The 17,433-nt window shown below is 60.9% G+C and carries 13 protein-coding genes; 4 read left to right on the forward strand and 9 right to left on the reverse strand.

Annotation, left to right across the window (positions count from 1 at the left end):
- Positions 1–3: 3 nt before the first annotated feature.
- From rfbA to DWX25_RS05000, 6 genes are all read right to left on the reverse strand, one after another.
- The gene (rfbA, locus tag DWX25_RS04975; RefSeq protein WP_117807889.1) at positions 4–903 is read right to left on the reverse strand and encodes a glucose-1-phosphate thymidylyltransferase RfbA; all 900 of its coding nucleotides are present in this window, start codon (positions 901–903) and stop codon (positions 4–6) included.
- Between the two features lie 3 nt (positions 904–906).
- A complete protein-coding gene (locus DWX25_RS04980; RefSeq protein WP_117799175.1) occupies positions 907–1,776 on the reverse strand; it encodes a glycosyltransferase family 2 protein in 870 nt (289 codons plus the stop codon).
- The gene (locus tag DWX25_RS04985; RefSeq protein ID WP_147335824.1) at positions 1,777–2,478 is read right to left on the reverse strand and encodes a sugar transferase; all 702 of its coding nucleotides are present in this window, start codon (positions 2,476–2,478) and stop codon (positions 1,777–1,779) included.
- A gap of 85 nt (positions 2,479–2,563) precedes the next feature.
- On the reverse strand, positions 2,564–3,154 hold the full coding sequence (locus tag DWX25_RS04990; protein WP_117799177.1) for a hypothetical protein: 591 nt from the start codon (positions 3,152–3,154) through the stop codon (positions 2,564–2,566).
- A 324-nt stretch (positions 3,155–3,478) separates the two neighbouring features.
- A complete protein-coding gene (gene thrS, locus DWX25_RS04995) occupies positions 3,479–5,242 on the reverse strand; it encodes a threonine--tRNA ligase (protein WP_117799178.1) in 1,764 nt (587 codons plus the stop codon).
- A gap of 234 nt (positions 5,243–5,476) precedes the next feature.
- Positions 5,477–5,908: a zinc ribbon domain-containing protein gene (locus DWX25_RS05000; protein ID WP_055251579.1), complete on the reverse strand. Its 432-nt coding sequence runs from the start codon at positions 5,906–5,908 to the stop codon at positions 5,477–5,479.
- Positions 5,909–6,473: 565 nt separating this feature from the next.
- On the opposite strand from DWX25_RS05000, the gene DWX25_RS05005 reads away from it, so the two are divergent.
- From DWX25_RS05005 to DWX25_RS05020, 4 genes are all read left to right on the forward strand, one after another.
- The gene (locus tag DWX25_RS05005) at positions 6,474–7,928 is read left to right on the forward strand and encodes an NAD(P)/FAD-dependent oxidoreductase (RefSeq protein ID WP_117799179.1); all 1,455 of its coding nucleotides are present in this window, start codon (positions 6,474–6,476) and stop codon (positions 7,926–7,928) included.
- Between the two features lie 16 nt (positions 7,929–7,944).
- Entirely contained in the window at positions 7,945–9,291 is a 1,347-nt protein-coding gene (locus DWX25_RS05010) for an NAD(P)/FAD-dependent oxidoreductase (protein ID WP_117799228.1), read from the forward strand.
- 3 nt (positions 9,292–9,294) lie between these two features.
- Positions 9,295–9,705, forward strand: a complete 411-nt coding sequence (locus DWX25_RS05015; protein WP_117799180.1) for a DUF1667 domain-containing protein — start codon at positions 9,295–9,297, stop codon at positions 9,703–9,705.
- Between the two features lie 471 nt (positions 9,706–10,176).
- The gene (locus DWX25_RS05020; RefSeq protein WP_199412319.1) at positions 10,177–11,265 is read left to right on the forward strand and encodes a Xaa-Pro peptidase family protein; all 1,089 of its coding nucleotides are present in this window, start codon (positions 10,177–10,179) and stop codon (positions 11,263–11,265) included.
- 151 nt (positions 11,266–11,416) lie between these two features.
- Here DWX25_RS05020 and DWX25_RS05025 read toward each other — a convergent pair whose 3' ends face one another.
- From DWX25_RS05025 to clpX, 3 genes are all read right to left on the reverse strand, one after another.
- Positions 11,417–12,760, reverse strand: a complete 1,344-nt coding sequence (locus DWX25_RS05025; RefSeq protein ID WP_117799181.1) for a folylpolyglutamate synthase/dihydrofolate synthase family protein — start codon at positions 12,758–12,760, stop codon at positions 11,417–11,419.
- A 279-nt stretch (positions 12,761–13,039) separates the two neighbouring features.
- On the reverse strand, positions 13,040–15,736 hold the full coding sequence (locus DWX25_RS05030; RefSeq protein WP_117799182.1) for a valine--tRNA ligase: 2,697 nt from the start codon (positions 15,734–15,736) through the stop codon (positions 13,040–13,042).
- A gap of 287 nt (positions 15,737–16,023) precedes the next feature.
- The gene (gene clpX, locus DWX25_RS05035) at positions 16,024–17,433 is read right to left on the reverse strand and encodes an ATP-dependent Clp protease ATP-binding subunit ClpX (RefSeq protein ID WP_117799183.1); all 1,410 of its coding nucleotides are present in this window, start codon (positions 17,431–17,433) and stop codon (positions 16,024–16,026) included.

Below are 17,433 nucleotides of genomic sequence, written 5' to 3' on the forward strand. Positions count from 1 at the left end.
GGATTAGTACTCGCGCGGGCTGTTGACGATCTCGCCGGCGGCGACCTTCTTCAGGTGCTGCCCGTAGACCGACTTGCCGTAGGCCTTCGCTGCCTCCTCAAGCCCGGCGGTCGTGATCCAGCCGTTCTCCCAGGCGATCTCCTCGGGCACGGACACGGGCAGGTCCTGGGAGTGCTCCACGGCGCGGACGAACTCCGCGGCCTCGTGCAGGCTCTCCATGGTGCCGGTGTCCAGCCACGCGTAGCCGCGGCCGAGGGTGACCACGGACAGCGTCCCCTCCTCCAGGTACATCTGGTTGAGCGTCGTGATCTCCAGCTCGCCGCGGGCCGAGGGCCTGACCTCATGCGCCTTGGCGGCCACGTCGCCCGGGTAGAAGTACAGGCCGGTGACGGCGTAGGAGCTCTTGGGGCACTCGGGCTTCTCCTCGATGGAGACGGCCCTCCCCTCGCGGTCGAACTCCACGACGCCGAAGCGCTCGGGGTCGTCCACGTGGTAGCCGAAGACCGTGGCGCGGCCCGACTCTGCGTTCTGGACGGCGCGCGTCAGGTGGCGCGACAGGCCGTTGCCGTAGAAGATGTTGTCGCCGAGCACCAGCGCGCACGGCTCGCCGGCGATGAACTCCTCGCCGATGGTGAACGCCTGCGCCAGGCCGTCCGGCGAGGGCTGCTCGGCGTAGGACAGGTTCACGCCGTAGCGCGAGCCGTCCCCGAGCAGGCGCTCGAAGTTGGGGAGGTCGGTAGGCGTGGAGATGACCAGGATGTCCCGGATGCCAGCCAGCATGAGGGTGGACAGCGGGTAGTAGATCATGGGCTTGTCGTAGACCGGCAGCAGCTGCTTGGAGGTCACGAGCGTGAGCGGGTACAGGCGGGTGCCGGACCCGCCGGCGAGGATGATGCCTTTCATTGGCTATAACCTTTCATTTCTTGCAGCCCTGCGGCCAGCGCGATTTCCGAGAAGGCGAGCGCAGCAGTCGACTCCGAAAGCAACGAGCTCGCCAAGACTTCCCTCTCGTAGAAGTTGCGACGAAACCATCTTGGCGAGCCGGCCGCCTTCACCAATCTCACTTGCATGCATGAGTTCGTCTGCATGCGTTTCGAGAAAGAACCCGACGGCACGGTTGCGGGCAAATTGTTGGGATGGCGTCAAGTTATGCGAGTGATAGACCTCTGCACGCGGCTCGTAAGCCACCTTCAACCCTGAGGCGATAAACCTTGCCGCCATGAGCATGTCCTCGTTGGTGTTAACGTGCTCGAATCCGCCGCATTCGAGATATGCAGTTCGTCGATAGGCGGAACAGACATCAGATGCAAAAAACGTCTTAATACCGAGTTTCTCGAGATCACATTTGGAACGAACGGATGGCCAGTCGGGATAGTTAAAACCACGCACCAGCTGTTCAAAACGTCGGGCATCCGCCTTAGGCAGCTGCCTGCCGCTTACGAGAGCGATATCGGAATCATCAAGCATGGGAGCAACAAGCCGCTCCAGATAATCATCAGAAACAGGCACAGCATCTTGGGTAAGGAAGCATACAAAGTCACCCCTCGACTCCCTTAGTGCCATGTCTCTTGTGGTGCCGTGGTTGAAATCCTGGCGATCAATCTTCAGCAGGCGGACTCTTTTGTGCTGCCGGACCAGCTCTATAGTTTTATCTTCCGAAGCGGAATCAACGATCAGGATATCAACCGGCTGAATAGACTGGTGTTCGAGGGCAATTAAAAGCCCATCGATTTCATGCTCAGCATTAAGAGTCGGAATGATGACGGAGATTTCCATCTATCGGCCCGTCCTCTCCTTGCCAAACATGGCGCCGAAAGTGCCAGCAAAACACTTCCAATCCATTCGGAAACAACGGTTCCGCACGTAATGCAATTCGATTTTTTGGCGCAAACCGCTTTCAAATGACGCATCGTTGCGATCCGTTGCCTGCCATAAACCGGTAATTCCAGGTTGAACCGAAAGAAATACAACCTTATCCTCATCAGAAAAATGCATTTCGAGTTCATCACGCGTAATGGGACGAGGACCGATAACGGATAAATCACCATTTAAAACATTAAGAAACTGCGGCATCTCATCGATAGAGCACTTACGAATAAACTGCCCTACCTTAGTGATGCGCGGATCGTTATCGACCTTGCGCTCAATTTCCCACTGATGCAGCTGCTCAAAATTTAAATACTTCTGAACATTGCCCGCATCGGCAACCATGCTGCGCAGCTTAAAGATCTTAATGACCTTGCCATTTTTGCCAATTCGCTCCTGGGTGTACAAGGGATTACCCGGAGACTCTAGACAAATCAGGACGCACACAAGCCCCACTGGAATGAATAAAATAGCGATCGCCATAAGACTAAAAACAAGGTCAAACAGCCTCTTAACAAAGCGATAGCCCAATGTTCCACTAGGCTTTATTTGATTTACAACAAGAGCATCTCTCGTTGGGATACACTTCTCAGTTACTTCTTTAGCAGCCACAGTCAAACTTACGTTCCTGTCCCCAGGAACCCCCCCCCCATCTATGAATCCAAAAACCAAATAAATTGCCGGTGCAACGTCTCCCTTACGTTTTGCTGGGCACGTCTAACGGAAGCAGCTCCCTAAATGTGGAGTCACCCTCGCCCACATCCACCAGGCACCAGCGTTTATGACGGTCGATCTTCTTTACACGGGCCTCTTGCCCCACCAAGGGCCCTTGCTCTATGTGCAGCACGCCGTCTTCTATGCGGGCGACGCTGTTGCGTACCACGCCGTCGTCGTCGAGCACGCTGCAATACCAATCCTGCGCATCGTCCGGCATGGGCATGTACGCCCGCTCCCTACTGCCGGCGATGCGGCAGCCAAAGCTCAACTGGGCCAAGGCCCTATCGAGCGCGGCAGCATCGTGCGTGGCGACGAAGAAATATTCCTTGTACATGGGTTTGGTTTGGAGCGACCATGCGCCGTCACGCTTAAACCAGAACTCCTTTTGCATCACAAAGGCGTCCTGCATAAGGTTGTGCGGAATAATGCGGCGGACCTTTTCGCAGGTCTCGCGCTCTTTTCCATGGGGGGTGTGGACCAGATACCAGCGGACGCGACCGTGCTGGCTACTGGTGGTGACGCCGTTAAATGCGCCCGGCAGCTGCTCTTGGCGCCGTGCCGTCTGTTCCATGTTCTCGCCCCCCCTTGGCTTTGCGATGCACACAAATGCAGGGGCGTTTAGAACAGGCTTCTCGCTCGCAGCTAGGCGCAGTCGCAAAAGTACAGGTTTTTGTATCTTTCGACATAGGCAATTATACGAGCAATTAATCAACGATTGCCCAGATTACGCAAAATGTCCTGCCGGTAGATACATCTCCATAGCCCTCTACAAAAACCTGTACCTTTTTGTGCAACAAAAAAAAGCCGCTCAACCAGCGGCTTTTCTTATTTCGGCATGAAAAAGGCGACCGCCCTTTGTGGACGGTCGCCTTTGTTAATTGTTGTGAAGTTTGCCTTAGGCGCGAGTCTTGATCTCCTCGGTCACCTTGGCAACAAACTCGTCAACGCTCATCTGAACGGTCTCGTTGGAGCGATCGCGGACGGAGATGTTGCCGGCCTCGACCTCCTTCTCGCCCAGGATAAGCATGTAGGGCACGCGATCGATGCTGCGGGCCTCGCGGATCTTGTAACCGATCTTCTCGTCGCGGTCGTCGCAGACCACGCGAATGCCGGCCTGCTCCAGCTTGGCGCACACCTCGTGGGCGTAGTCGCGGCTCTTCTCAGAGACGGGAAGTGCCTTGACCTGCACGGGAGCCAGCCAGGTGGGGAACTTGCCGGCAAAGTGCTCAATCAGAATACCGATGAAGCGCTCGATGGAGCCAAAGCATACGCGATGCAGCATGATGGGGCGCTTCTTGGTGCCGTCGGCGTCCACGTACTCCAAGTCAAAGTTGAGCGGCATCTGGAAGTCGAGCTGCACGGTACCGCACTGCCAGGTACGGCCGAGCGAGTCCTCCAGGTGGAAGTCGATCTTGGGGCCGTAGAAGGCGCCGTCGCCCTCGTTGACCTCGTAGTCCATGCCCAGCTTCTCCAGAGCGGTGCGTAGGCCTTCCTCGGCACGCGCCCAGTCCTCGTCCGAACCCATGGAGTCCTCGGGGCGGGTGGAAAGCTCAACATGGTACTTAAAGCCAAACTTCTGGTACACGGAGTCGATGAGGTTGACCACGCCCACGATCTCGTCGGTCAGCTGGTCGGGGCGCACAAACAGGTGGGCGTCGTCCTGGTTAAAGCAACGCACGCGGAACAGGCCGTGCAGGGCGCCGCGCAGCTCGTGGCGGTGCACCAGGCCAATCTCGCCGGCGCGGATGGGCAGCTCGCGGTAGGAGTGCGGCTTGGAGGCGTACACCAGCACGCCGCCCGGGCAGTTCATGGGCTTAATGCAGTACTCTTCGTCATCGATGACGGTGGAGTACATGTTGTCCTTGTAGTGGTCCCAGTGGCCAGAGGTCTTCCACAGCTGCTTGTTCATGATGAGCGGCGTGGAGATCTCCACGTAGCCGGCCTTGTGGTGGATCTCGCGCCAGTAGTCCAGCAGCGTGTTCTTAAGGATCATGCCGTTGGGCAGGAAGAACGGGAAACCGGGGGCCTCGTCGCGCATCATAAAGAGGTCCATCTCGCGGCCGATCTTACGGTGGTCGCGCTTCTTGGCCTCCTCCAGCATGTGCATGTGCTCATCGAGCTCTTCCTTGGTGGCAAAGGCGACGCCGTTGATGCGGGTGAGCATCTTGTTGTCCTTGTCGCCCTTCCAGTAGGCGCCCGAGACGCCGGTGAGCTTAAAGGCCTTGAGCGCCTTGGTGTAGCAGATGTGGGGGCCGACGCACATGTCGATGTAGTCGCCCTGCTGGTAGAAGGTAATGCGGGCGTCGTCGTCCAGGTCGCCGATGTGCTCGACCTTGTACTTCTCGCCGCGCTCCTCCATAAGGGCGATGGCCTCGGCGCGGGGCTTCTCGTACACGGTAAACTTGAGGTTCTCCTTGACGATCTTTTTCATCTCGGCCTCGATCGCGGGGAAGTCGTCCTCGCTGATCTTGACGCCCTCGGGCAGGTCGACGTCGTAGTAGAAGCCGTTGTCGGTCGCGGGGCCGTAGGCAAAGTCGGCCTCGGGATAGAGGCGCTTGATGGCCTGCGCCATGATGTGCGCGGCAGAGTGGCGGATGACGTGCGTGACCTCGTCCTGCGGGAGCTCGGCCACCGAACCGTCATTGTAGAGTGCCTTCATGGGTATGTTTTCTCCTCTCGGATGCCTGATGCAAGTGCGTGCGATGCGCTCGGCGTTTTTGACTTGCATCATTATAGGCAGGTTGCCTTGGTATACAAGCGCCCGCCGCACCTTAATGGCACGGCGGGCGATTTTCTACGCATGCTTCATCGTGTGGGGCGGGGTTTGGGGCGCGCGTGGCTTGCGCGAGACGCGTGGTGCCCGTGGCTTGCGGCCGGCCCGGCGATGGATGCGTTACTGGATGCGAGTTCGGCAGTAGGGGCAGACCTTCCAGTGCGCGTCGAGCGGGCGATGGCAGCTGGGGCAGACGTTGCGAACCTGGGTATCGCACACCGGGCACACGACAAAGTCCTTCTCGATGGGCGCGCCGCACTGCGGGCAGGTGCCGTACTGGGCAAGCTGGCGCTCGCGCAGGGCCATGTCCAGCTCCTGCTCCTCGCGGTCGGACGCGTAGGAGTGCGGGCGCAGGACCAGGTAGGCAATGAGGCCCACAAACGGGATAAGGGCGATGATGCCCCATGCCACGTAGGCGCTGGCGCCGCGGCGGCGAGCGTCGATGAACACATAGACGACCGACAGCACATACAGGGCGATGATAAAGCCAACGAAGGCATAGACGACGCCCATAAGCTGCGGCGACATGAGTTCGGAGATGTACTTGGACATTACGGGTACCTTTCGGGATATTAACACTCCGGTCAAGTTTACCACGGGGTTTGTTTATATGGGACCACGGCTAGGGGCGGGGCCGGCGCGGACACAAACATCTCAATCTGTAACAGTTAGGAGCGGAATCCGGTCCTAGATGTTACAGAACGAGACACAGGAGTCCATCCCCGACTTCAATCTCGATCAGTAACATCTAGGGTCCCAAAACCCCTCTTACTGTTACAGATCGAGACATTCAAAATCCGCCGGAAGGTTTGTCTTGATCTGTAACATCTAGAACCCAAATCCTCGTCTAACTGTTACAGGTCGAGACAAAGGAAACCGTCCGAACCGAATGTCTCAATCTGTAACAGTTACTCGGCAAAAACAGTCCCAGATGTTACAGAACGAGACAAACCTCTGACGCCAGGGGCGGCAGACGAAGTTATCGACGTTACTGAGTCTCCCCTCGTCTGCCGTTAGCGGGCGCTGCGGGGCTGTTCGCCGCATTGCCGCCGCACCGGAGATGTGCAGACCGTAGGATAGTCTTATTGACAGCCTGTCAACTCGTCTGGGAGGCACTGTGACAGAAACGTTTGATATCGCGATTGTCGGCGCGGGCATCACCGGATGCGCCATCGCGCGGCAGCTCGCGCGCTATGACCTGTCCATTTGCGTGGTCGAGGCGGCTATCGATATTGCGCTGGGCGCGTCGAAGGCCAACGGCGGCCTGGTGCACGCTGGCTACGATCCGGCGCCGGGCACGGTTAAGGCCCAGGTCAACGCTCGTGGCTGCGAGCTGTACGGTACGTGGGCGCAGGAGCTGGGCTTTCTGTTCTGCCGCACCGGGTCGATGGTGTTGGGCTTTAACGACGAGGACCGCGCGCACCTGGAGAAGCTGCGCCAGAATGGCCTTGCCAACGGCGTGCCCGAGCTGTCGATCATCGGACCCGACCGCATCCACGAATTAGAGCCGCGCGCCAGTGCCGATGCAACGTGCGCGTTGTGGTGCCCCTCCACTGGCTTTGTCGACCCGTTTGAGGTTGCCATCGCCGCGCTGGAGAACGCCGTGGCCAACGGGGTGACGTTTATGCGCTCCGCACCGGTGGAGGCGATTGAAGTCGCAGGCTCGGGCGACGACGCACGCTTTACGCTGGCGACCCCTGCTGGCAGCGTGCGCTGCCGCTACCTGATCAACGCCGCGGGCAACGGCGCCGCCGACATCTCGCATATGGCGGGCGCCGAGGAGTTCCAGATGGTCTGGCGTCAGGGCAACATCGTGGTGCTGGACAAGGAGCCGCGTGCGCTTATGCCGCTCTACCCCGTGCCCACGCCGTTGTCCAAGGGCGTTATCGTCACGGGCACGGTCCACGGCAACACCGTGATCACCGCCACGGCTGCCGTGCGTGAGCCGGGCGACACGCAGACCTATGCGAGCGATGTGAACGCGCTGCTGACGGGAGCGCGCAAGCTGATTCCCGATCTGGATACGCGCCGCGTGGTGCGCGCATTTGCCGGCGGGCGCCCGGTCATTCAGGGAACGAACGACTTCTTTATTGGACAGTCGGCCGTGGTGCCGGGGCTGTTCCAGGCGGCAGGTATTCAGTCGCCGGGCGTGGCGAGCGCGCCGGCCATTGCCGAGCGCATGGAGCGCGTGATGCGCGAGGCGGGCGTTGCTTTGCGCGAAAGGGCCGATTGGGACCCGATTCGCCGCGCGCCGGACGACTTTGACCGCGTGCCGCTTGCGCGCAAGGAAGAGCTCATTGAATCCGACCCCGCTTGGGGGCAAATCGTCTGCCGCTGCGAAACGGTGCCCGAAGCCGAGATTGTGGCCGCGATCCGACGCCAGCCGGGCGCGGTTTCGGTCGAGGGCGTCAAGCGCCGCTGCCGTGCCGGCATGGGTCGGTGCCAGAGCGGCTTTTGCCAGAGCCGTGTGGTGGCGATCCTGGCGCGCGAGCTGGGCTGCGACCCCAGCGAGGTATTACTGGAGGACGCCGGCTCCTGGCTGGTCGAGGGACCTTTGAAGGGGGTGCGCTAGGATGGCGACGTTTGATATGCGCGACGAACGCACAGGGGCAGAAGCCGTAGCGGCAGTGCAGACGCAAGCGTTCGACGTGGTCGTTATCGGTGGCGGACCTGCCGGCATGGCGGCCGCGCTTGCCGCGTACAAGGCCGGCGCACAAGTGGCCATCGTGGAGCGCGAGCAGCATCTGGGCGGCATCCTGCGCCAGTGCATCCACCCCGGCTTTGGGCTTTCGCACTTTAAGCAGGAGCTCACCGGTCCCGAGTACGCGCAGCGCTTTATCGACCAGGTTCGCGCGACCGACATCGCGCTGTTCTTGGACAGCATGGTAATTGGGATTGATTCAGGCGAGCCGACGGGAGCCACCGAGGTCCATACCGTCACGCTCATGAGCCCTGCCGGCATGCTACAGCTCACCGGGCGAGCGGTCGTCCTTGCCATGGGCTGCCGCGAGCGCACCCGAAGCGAGATCAAGATTCCCGGTAGCCGCCCCGCCGGCGTGTTTACGGCCGGCCTGGCGCAGCGATACATCAATATCGAGAACCTCAGACCCGGCTCGCGCGCCGTCATTTTGGGTTCGGGCGATATCGGGCTGATCATGGCACGTCGCTGCACGCTCGAGGGGATTTCGGTCGAGGGCGTATACGAGCTCATGCCGTACGCCAACGGGCTGCGCCGCAATGTGAAGAACTGTCTGGACGACTTTGGCATTCCGCTGCACCTGTCCACCACCGTGACGCGTGTAATTGGGCACGACCGCGTGGAAGCCGTCGAGGTGAGTCAAGTCAACGAGCGCCTGGCGCCCATTCCGGGGACCGAGCGCATTGTTCCGTGTGACACGCTGCTGCTTTCGGTGGGCTTGATTCCCGAGAATGAGCTTTCGGTTGCCGCGGGCGTGGAGCTTGACCCGCGCACGCGCGGCGCCGTGGTGGACCAGAGCCTGCAGACGGGCATACCAGGCATCTTTGCCTGCGGCAACGTTCTGCATGTGCACGACCTGGCCGACAACGTGACGACCGAGTCCGAGCACGCCGGTGCGGCTGCGGCGGCGTGGGCGTTGGGCGGCAACGCCGGGGCGAGCGCTGCGGACACGGTCTGCGAGCTCACGGTCTCCCCAGCCGGCATCGCGGGCTACACGCTGCCGGGACGCATTACGGCTGTGGCGCTCACCAAGCTCAACTTCCGCGTACGCCGACCGGTCGATACCGCCCGCGTGCGTATTCTGGCAGGCGACGAGGAACTGCTTGCAGGCAAGGTCCGCGCGTTTAAGCCGAGCGTTATGGAGAGTTTCCCACTACCGGCGAAAGTCATCCAGCAAGCGCTCGACCTGGGCGCCAGCGAGATTGTCCTATCCGTCAACCCCGTTGAGGAGGCATAGCTCATGAGCACGAATGCGACCGAGACGCTGCAGTTCAACTGCACGACCTGCCCATCCGAATGCCTTCTGACCGTAAAGGTGGAGCGCGACGCCAATGGCGCCGTGGTGGAAGTGCGCTCCGTAATCGGCAACAACTGCCCGCGCGGAGATAAGTTCGCACATCAGGAGCTCACCTGCCCTATGCGCGTGCTCACGACGACCGTGGCCGTCTCCGGCAGCGACGAAGCCCTGCTCCCCGTGCGCACGGCCGAAGCCATCCCGCTGGCGCTCCACGCCCAAGCCATGGCCCTCATCCGAGGCCTAGTCGTCAACGCCCCCATCCGCATGGGCGACGTCGTGCTAGAGAACCTCCTAGGCACCAACATCAACCTAATCGCCAGCATGGACATCGACCGAGCCCAAGTAGCTAATTAGGGACGGAGCTCTTTTAGCTACCCCGCCATCCACCCCGCCCCTCCTCAATTGCGGTGAAATAGTTCCTGATTTCCGCCAAAACCCCGGCATCCAGGAACTATTCCACCGCAACTATCCTTGGAATCGGTATTCAGCTTGTGCCTACTTTAGTGCCATTTCAAAACTATGCCGGATTACGGGGCCGATTCGGAGACCCCCATCCATACCGGCAGTTTTCGATTTTTGATAAGCCGTCTACCTGCGGTTTTAATTTCGCGATTTTACCCATGGTCAAGTAATACAGGTCCAGCCCCGTAATCCGCCATACTTTTGAAACCAGCCCATTTGGGACGGGCCTCTTATGACTCCTTTTTCCTGCACACTTGCCAGGCTGGCCATGCCAAGGAGTGTCCCGAAGTGCCGTCATAAAAGGAGCGTCCCTATGTGCCGGGCTTGGGATACCATGGTGGCACCCTAGCGAAAGGACGATGTATGGCACATGTCGATGACCAGCGTGTGGCTCACGTGCTTGATGCGCTCGAGGCTCAGCACCCCGGCGCACAGTTGCTCGTAAACGACCCGTGGTCGATTTACTATCTGACCGGTTTTTATGCCGATATGTTCGAGCGTTTTTGCGGCGTGCTGCTCGCGCGCGGCGCCGAGCCGGTGATCCTAGTCAACGCCCTGCACCAGCTGCCAGAGTATGACAATGCCCGCGTTGCCTACCACACCGATACCGATGTCGTGGCCGACGCCATCGCGAGTGAGATCGACCCGACCAAACCGATCGGCATCGATACTGTCATGCGTTCCGGCTTTTTGATGCCGCTCATGGAGCGCCATGCCGCCAGCGAGTTTTTCCTGGGTGATTTTGCCGTGACCGCCGCGCGAACCTACAAAGACGCCGCCGAGCAGGAACTCATGCGCGTGTCCTCGGCAGCCAACGACGCCGTGATGGCCGACGCGATCAAACTCGTCCACGAAGGCGTGACAGAGCGCGAGATTGCCGACCAGATGCTCGGCCTGTATCGCAAGCATGGCTGCGAGAGCTTTAGCTTTCCGCCCATCGTGAGCTTTGGCGCCAACGCCGGCGACCCGCACCACGAGCCCGACAACACCGTACTCAAGCGCGGCGACGTGGTGCTGTTCGATATTGGCGGACGTCACCGCAACTACTGCTCGGATATGACGCGCACGTTCTTTTGGGGCGAGCCGGACGAGGAGACGACACGCATCTACGACATCGTGCGCCGCGCTAACGAAGCCGCCGAGGCACTCATCGCACCGGGCGTTCGCATGCGCGACCTGGACCGCGCCGCGCGCGACGTGATTGAGGATGCGGGCTACGGTAAGTACTTTACGCATCGCCTGGGACACTCGATCGGCTTGCAGGACCACGAGCCGGGCGACGTTTCACTCGTCAACGAGCAGGTCGTAGAGCCGGGCATGACGTTCTCCATCGAACCGGGCATCTACCTCCCCGGCCGCACCGGCGTCCGCATCGAGGACCTAGCCCTGGTGACCGAGAACGGCGTCGAGATTCTCAACGCCTACCCCCACGACGCCATGCGCCTGGACTAGGCTCATCCCCAACTGAAGAGGAAACTTGGGTAGCTAATTTGGGACGGGGCTTTTTTAGCTGCCCTATGTCAAATGTGGTTTCCTGCTTCGAAGACTCCGGGTAGGGTAGCTAAAAAAGCCCCGTCCCAAATTAGCTACCCTCCAGGATGGGTTAACGGAGCAGACCGGCTACTTCGCCGGCTAGGGTGATGGTGCCGGCTGCTACGAAGGGCTCGCCCGCGGCCTTGAAAGCTGCGAGGGCCTCGGACACGCTGGGGTACACGCCCGCCAGCTTATCAGCATCAACGAGGGCGGCGAGCTCCTCTGCCGGCAGGGCGCGGTCGGAATCGGTCTGAGTCACAATCACGCGCGGAAAGGCCGGGATTAGCACGTCAACGATGCCCGCCACGTCCTTGTCGGCCAGCGCAGCGCACAGCAGCGTGGGGCGATTCTCCACGCACGGATCGATCTCGTCCAGCGCGCTCACAAAGTTCTCGCAGCTCTGGGGATTATGACAGGCGTCGATCAACTTGAGCGGATCGGTTCCCAGCACATCAAAGCGACCCGGCGTGGGGCAGCCCATAAGCGAAGCATCAAGCGCATCGTGGTCAAGCTCGCGGCCCAGATAACCCTCGCACAGCATAATCGCACACGCTGCATTCTGCGGCTGATACGCCGGCTTCACCATGCTCGACGCATAGATCGAACGCGGCGTAGTGCAGCTAAACTCCACCGTGTCGCCAACATGCGCCGGCACCTTAGTCGTGGCGTGGCTCACCACGAGCGGCACGATGCCGCACTCGCGGCAACGGGCATCCATCACGCGCTGAACGCTCGCCTCGTGCGTGCCCTCGCCCAGCACAACCAGGCGTCCGGGCTTAATGACCGCAGCCTTCTCACCCGCAATGGCCTCAAGCGTATCGCCCAGAATGCGTGTATGGTCGAGCCCAATGCCCGTAATGGCAACGGCGACGGGATCGGTCGCACTCGTGGCGTCCCAACGTCCGCCCATGCCGACCTCGAGCACGGCAACATCCACCGCGGCCTCGGCAAACACCACAAGCGCAGCAGCCGTCAGCAGGTCAAACGGCGTGATGGTATAGGCGCGCTCCCCCGCCGCCACACGGTGCGCATTCACCCGACGCCCCGCCTCGACAGCCGCCGAAACGCCACGGGCAAAGGCCTCGTCGCTCACAACGCGCCCGTCAACCTCCATGCGCTCGGGATAGCGAATAAGCTGCGGCGACGTATACAGTGCGGTTTTAAGCCCTTCGCCGCGAAGGATAGCAGCCGAAAAACGCGTAGTCGAAGTCTTGCCATTGGTGCCGGCGACCTGAATGCAATCGAAATACTCGTCCGGACGCCCCAGCTCATCGAGCATATCGACAACCGTCTCAAGCAGAGGACCAGCATCCCCAGAAATCCGCCCCGTATCAGCAGCCAAAGCAACGGCATCATCAAACGAAAGCAACTCAAACGAAAAAGGAACGACATACGACCCAGAACGCTTAGCCATAACCCAAAGTCCCCCATAACAGAAAAAGAGGCTCATCAAAAAGAATGAGCCCCTCGCGTTGACAATTTCAGCCTTTACCCGATTGCAGCAAGATCAAGGCCACAACCAAGTGGCCCCAACCTACCAGTTGCAAACAACCACGTAAACGAACTAGGAGCGGCCCGATGCTTTGCTCGCCGCAAGTTCCGCACGCAAAGGACAGCACTTAATGTGCTGTCCGTCTTGCGCAGGACTGTCCGCAGTAGCGAGCAAAGCGTCGGGACGCCCCCCCAGTAACGCCTACGAGAAGTCAGCAACCTGAGCAGTCAGCGCCGCCAGGATCTCCTTGAGCTCAGCCGCACGGTCCCTCTTCTTCTGGACCACTGCGGGCGCGGCCTTGGCCACAAAGCCCTCGTTGGCGAGCGTCTTCTCGCAGCCGGCGAGCTCCTTCTGCGCCGCGGCGATCTCCTTCTCCAGGCGTGCCTTCTCGGCCGAAAGGTCAACCTTGCCCTCGAGCACCACAAAGACCTCGACGCCGCTATCGACCACGGCGATGCTCGCGGCCGGCTTCTCAACGTCGGTACCCATGACCAGCGAGGTGGTGTTGGCCAGCGGCTCGATGGTCGAGCGCAGGCTCTCGAGCTTCTCGATATCCTCGGCACCGGCGCGCACGACCACGTCGAGCTCGGCCTTGGGGCTCAAGCGATAACGCGAACGGGTGGCGCGGGCGGCGGAAACGACGGTACGGCACAGCTCAAACGCGCGCTCGGCAGGCTCGTCGACGTACTTGGCGTAGTCGGCGGGCTCCGGCCACTTGGCGATCATGAGCGCCTCGGCGCGGTCCACGTTGCCCTCGGCGTCCAAATCGAGCACGCTCGCCGGCATGTTGTCCCAAATCTCCTCGGTGACAAACGGCATGAGCGGGTGCATCAGGCGAATGGAGGTGTCGAGCACAAAGATCAGGTTGCGCTGCGCCTGCAGACGGCCCTCGCCCTTCAGGCGGGCCTTGGTGACCTCGACGTACCAGTCGCAGACCTCGTTCCAGAAGAACTGCTGCACGCCGCGGGCCATGTCGCCAAAGGTGTAGTTCTCGATGCCCTCGGTGACCATCTTCACGGCCTTGGCCAGGCGGCTGAACATCCAAGCGTCGGCCGGCGTCTCCACGACGGGCTCGCCGGGCGCGTAGCCCTCCATGTTCATAAGCAGGAAGCGGCTAGCGTTCCAGATCTTGGTCACAAAGCTCTTGGCCTGATCGGTGCGCGGGCTGTCGATGAGCTTCTTGGTCTTCTTGTCGATGTTCGCGTCGAACTTAACATCCTGGTTGTTGGTGCACAGCGTCAGCAGGTTGTAACGCATGGCGTCGGCGCCGTACATACCGATGAGGTCCATGGGGTCAACGCCGTTGCCCTTGGACTTGGACATGCGGCTGCCGTCCTTGGCCAGAATCGTCGGGTAGATGACGACGTCCTTAGACGGCACCTCGTCCAGGAAGTACAGCGAGCTCATGACCATGCGGGCGACCCACAGCGCGATGATGTCGCGCGCGGTGACGAGTGCCGTCGTGGGATGATGGCCCTCGAGCAGCTCCGGCTTTTGCGGCCAGCCCTGCGTGGCGAAGGTCCACAGCTGCGAGCTAAACCACGTGTCCAGCACGTTCTCGTCCTGGTGCACGTGATGACCGCCGCACTTGGGGCACACATCGGTGTCCTCGGTGAGGGCGTCCTCCCAGCCGCAGTCCTCGCAGTAGAACACGGGGATGCGGTGGCCCCACCACAGCTGGCGGCTGATGCACCAGTCCTTAAGGTTCTCCATCCAAGTGGTGTAGGTCTGCGTCCAGCGCGCGGGGTGGAAGGTGACCTTGCCGGAGTTGACGGCGTCGAGCGCCGGTCCCTTGAGCTTGTCGACGGCCACGAACCACTGCTCGGACAGCCACGGCTCCAGGGCGGAGTCGCAACGGTAGCAGTGCATGACGGAGTGATCGTGCTCGTCGACGTGGTCGAGCAGGCCGTGCTCGTCGAACCACTTGATGACGGCCTCGCGGCACTCGTCGCGGTTCATGCCGGTGAACTCGCCGTAGCCCTCGACGACCACCGCGTGCTCGTCGAAGATATTGATCTGCGGCAGGTCGTGGGCCTGACCCATGGCGTAGTCGTTGGGGTCGTGGGCCGGGGTGACCTTAACGAAGCCGGAGCCAAAGTTGGCGTCGACGTGCCAATCCTCAAAGATGGGGATCTCGCGGTCGACGATGGGGAGCTTGACGGTCTTGCCCACAAAGGCGGCCTTCTCGGGGTCCTTCGGGGAGACGGCAACGCCCGTGTCGCCGAGCATGGTCTCGGGGCGCGTGGTGGCGACGACGATGTAGTCCTGGCCGTTGACCGGCTCGGTCAGCGGGTAGCGCAGGTGCCACAGGTGGCCCTTCTCGTCCTTGTACTCGGCCTCGTCGTCCGAAATAGCGGTGGTGCAGTTGGGGCACCAGTTGACGATGCGCTTGCCGCGGTAGATCAGGCCGTCGTGGTACCAGTCGCAGAACACCTTGCGCACGGCCTGGGCGTAGTCCTCGTCCATGGTAAAGCGCTCGTTGTCGAAGTCGACGGAGCAACCCATGCGCTTGATCTGCTCGACGATGATGCCGCCGTACTCGTGGGTCCAGTCCCAGCAGGCGTCGACAAACTTGTCGCGGCCAATCTCCAGGCGGCTGATGCCCTCACTCTTGAGTTTCTTGTCGACCTTGGTCTGCGTGGCGATACCGGCGTGGTCGGTACCCAGCACCCAGCGCGTGGACTTGCCGCGCATGCGGGCCATACGGATGATGGCGTCCTGGATGGAGTCGTCGGTGGCGTGGCCCATGTGGAGCTTGCCGGTCACGTTGGGAGGCGGAATGGTGACGGTACAGTCGCCCACGCCCTCGCGGCGCTTGTAGTAGCCGCCGTCGAGCCACTTCTGCAGGATCGCCGGCTCGTTGGTCGACGGATCGTAATTCTTGGGCATCTCTTCCATATATCTCTCCCTGTCCCACCGGGGAGGAATGTAGGCCCGATTTTCGTTCGGTCAGGTCCTGGGCTCGCTCGAAGACCACATTAAGTGGTCTTCGGCTCGTGCGGAATCTACGAAAAACGGGCCTACATTCCTCCCCTTAGGTATCGATTACTTCAGTCTGAATTGACTTCGCTTTGGCTTAAACAAACACACAGAATAGCACAGGTAGTTGGGGTTATTGCGTATATATAAAATAGCCTCCGACCGCGGGTGGTCGGAGGCTATTTGCAAGCACGTATTTGGCTGGTTTAGCCGTAGAAGCGCTGGGGCTGCTCGTCGCCCTTTACGGAGGCTTCGGTCACGATGACCTTGGTGACGCCTTCCTCGCTGGGCAGATCGAACATCGTCTGCTGCAGCACGTCCTCGCAGATGGAGCGCAGGCCGCGGGCGCCGGTCTTGCGGGCAAGTGCCATGCGGGCGATCTCGTGCAGGGCCGCGTCCTCAAACTCAAGCTCAACGTCCTCGAGCTGGAACATCTTACGGTACTGGCGCACCACGGCGTTCTTGGGCTCGGTCAGGATCGACACCAGGTCGTCCTCGTCGAGCGCTTGCGTCTGGGTGACGACCGGCGTACGTCCCACAAACTCGGGGATCATGCCAAAGGCGTTGAGGTCCTGCGGGAGCACCTGACGCAGCAGGTCGTTCTCGTCGACCGAAGTGGGGCCGGCGATCTCGGAGTTAAAGCCCACGCCCTTGTTGCCAACACGGTCGGCGATGATCTTATCCAGGCCCACAAAGGCACCGCCGCAGATGAACAGGATGTTGGTCGTGTCGATCTGCAGCAGCTCCTGCTGGGGATGCTTGCGGCCGCCGGTGGGCGGAACGCTTGCCACCGTGCCCTCAAGAATCTTAAGCAGTGCCTGCTGAACGCCCTCGCCCGAAACATCGCGGGTGATGGACAGGTTCTCGGCCTTGCGGGCGATCTTGTCGATCTCGTCCACATAGATGATGCCCACCTGTGCGCGCTCGATATCGCCATCGGCAGCGTTGATGAGCTTGAGCAGGATGTTCTCCACGTCCTCGCCCACGTAACCGGCCTCGGTGAGCGCGGTGGCGTCGGCGATGGCAAACGGCACCTCGAGGATGCGCGCGAGCGTCTGGGCAAGCAGGGTCTTACCGGTACCGGTGGGACCGAGCAGCAAAATGTTGGACTTGGCGAGCTCCACCTCGTCCATATCGTCGTCGAGCTGCGCGTCCGAGCCGTCGTCAAAGGCCGAAAGCGCAGCGCCGCCCTCAATCACGCGGCGGTAGTGGTTGTACACGGCAACCGACATGGCGCGCTTGGCGTCTTCCTGGCCCATGACATAGGCCGAAAGCTCGGCATAGATCTCGTGCGGCGTCGGCACGCGCGTAATGACCTGACGCATATCGTCCTCGAGCTCAAAGCCCTCGGCCTCGGTATCCACAGCGGGCTGAGACGCAGCCTGGCCGTGGTCGTTGAGAAAGCCCGGCAGCTTGCCGTTGCGGGCGGCGTCCATAAAGTCCGAAGCCAGCGACTCCTCCAAAATCTCGGAGCAGGCGGCAACGCACTCGTCGCAGATAAAGATGTTGGTCGGACCCTTAACAAGGCGGCGAACCTGACCCTGCTCTTTTCCGCAGAAGGAGCAGCGGATGGGGTTTCCGTTCTCGTCGAAGTTATCCTGCATGTTACCTGCCAT

Origin of the sequence: Collinsella sp. AF18-8LB (assembly GCF_003459795.1) — a bacterium.
Lineage (GTDB): Bacteria > Actinomycetota > Coriobacteriia > Coriobacteriales > Coriobacteriaceae > Collinsella.

Bases quoted from the DNA above. Each gene is read 5' to 3' on its own strand.
- DWX25_RS04990 (WP_117799177.1), bottom strand. From the start codon at position 3,154: ATGGAACAGACGGCACGGCGCCAAGAGCAGCTGCCGGGCGCATTTAAC.
- clpX (WP_117799183.1), bottom strand. From the start codon at position 17,433: ATGGCAGGTAACATGCAGGATAACTTCGACGAGAACGGAAACCCCATC.
- DWX25_RS05025 (WP_117799181.1), bottom strand. From the start codon at position 12,760: ATGGCTAAGCGTTCTGGGTCGTATGTCGTTCCTTTTTCGTTTGAGTTG.
- DWX25_RS05020 (WP_199412319.1), top strand. From the start codon at position 10,177: ATGGCACATGTCGATGACCAGCGTGTGGCTCACGTGCTTGATGCGCTC.
- thrS (WP_117799178.1), bottom strand. From the start codon at position 5,242: ATGAAGGCACTCTACAATGACGGTTCGGTGGCCGAGCTCCCGCAGGAC.
- DWX25_RS05030 (WP_117799182.1), bottom strand. From the start codon at position 15,736: ATGGAAGAGATGCCCAAGAATTACGATCCGTCGACCAACGAGCCGGCG.
- DWX25_RS04980 (WP_117799175.1), bottom strand. From the start codon at position 1,776: ATGGAAATCTCCGTCATCATTCCGACTCTTAATGCTGAGCATGAAATC.
- rfbA (WP_117807889.1), bottom strand. From the start codon at position 903: ATGAAAGGCATCATCCTCGCCGGCGGGTCCGGCACCCGCCTGTACCCG.
- DWX25_RS05015 (WP_117799180.1), top strand. From the start codon at position 9,295: ATGAGCACGAATGCGACCGAGACGCTGCAGTTCAACTGCACGACCTGC.
- DWX25_RS05010 (WP_117799228.1), top strand. From the start codon at position 7,945: ATGCGCGACGAACGCACAGGGGCAGAAGCCGTAGCGGCAGTGCAGACG.
- DWX25_RS05000 (WP_055251579.1), bottom strand. From the start codon at position 5,908: ATGTCCAAGTACATCTCCGAACTCATGTCGCCGCAGCTTATGGGCGTC.